Raw genomic sequence first — 434 nt, 5'->3', positions numbered from 1 at the left:
GAACGTAGCAAACCGCACGTAAACGTTGGCACCATCGGTCACGTTGACCATGGTAAAACCACTCTGACTGCTGCTTTGACTACTATTTTGGCTAAAAAATTCGGTGGCGCTGCAAAAGCTTACGACCAAATCGACAACGCTCCCGAAGAAAAAGCCCGCGGTATTACCATTAACACCTCGCACGTAGAATACGAAACCGAAACCCGCCACTACGCACACGTAGACTGCCCGGGTCACGCCGACTACGTTAAAAACATGATTACCGGTGCAGCCCAAATGGACGGCGCAATCCTGGTATGTTCCGCTGCCGACGGCCCTATGCCGCAAACTCGCGAACACATCCTGTTGGCCCGCCAAGTAGGCGTACCTTACATCATCGTGTTCATGAACAAATGCGACATGGTTGACGATGCCGAGCTGTTGGAACTGGTTGA

The 434-nt window shown here is 52.1% G+C and carries 1 protein-coding gene; it reads left to right on the top strand.

Translation table 11 applies throughout. The features are described from left to right. Positions 1 to 434, top strand: a 434-nt coding sequence (locus Q9I99_RS11300; RefSeq protein ID WP_301668635.1) for a GTP-binding protein, incomplete at both ends; no start/stop codon positions are given.

Origin of the sequence: Neisseria basseii (assembly GCF_962707005.1) — a bacterium.
Classification (GTDB): domain Bacteria; phylum Pseudomonadota; class Gammaproteobacteria; order Burkholderiales; family Neisseriaceae; genus Neisseria; species Neisseria bergeri.
This window is presented reverse-complemented; position numbering and strand designations above follow the sequence as displayed.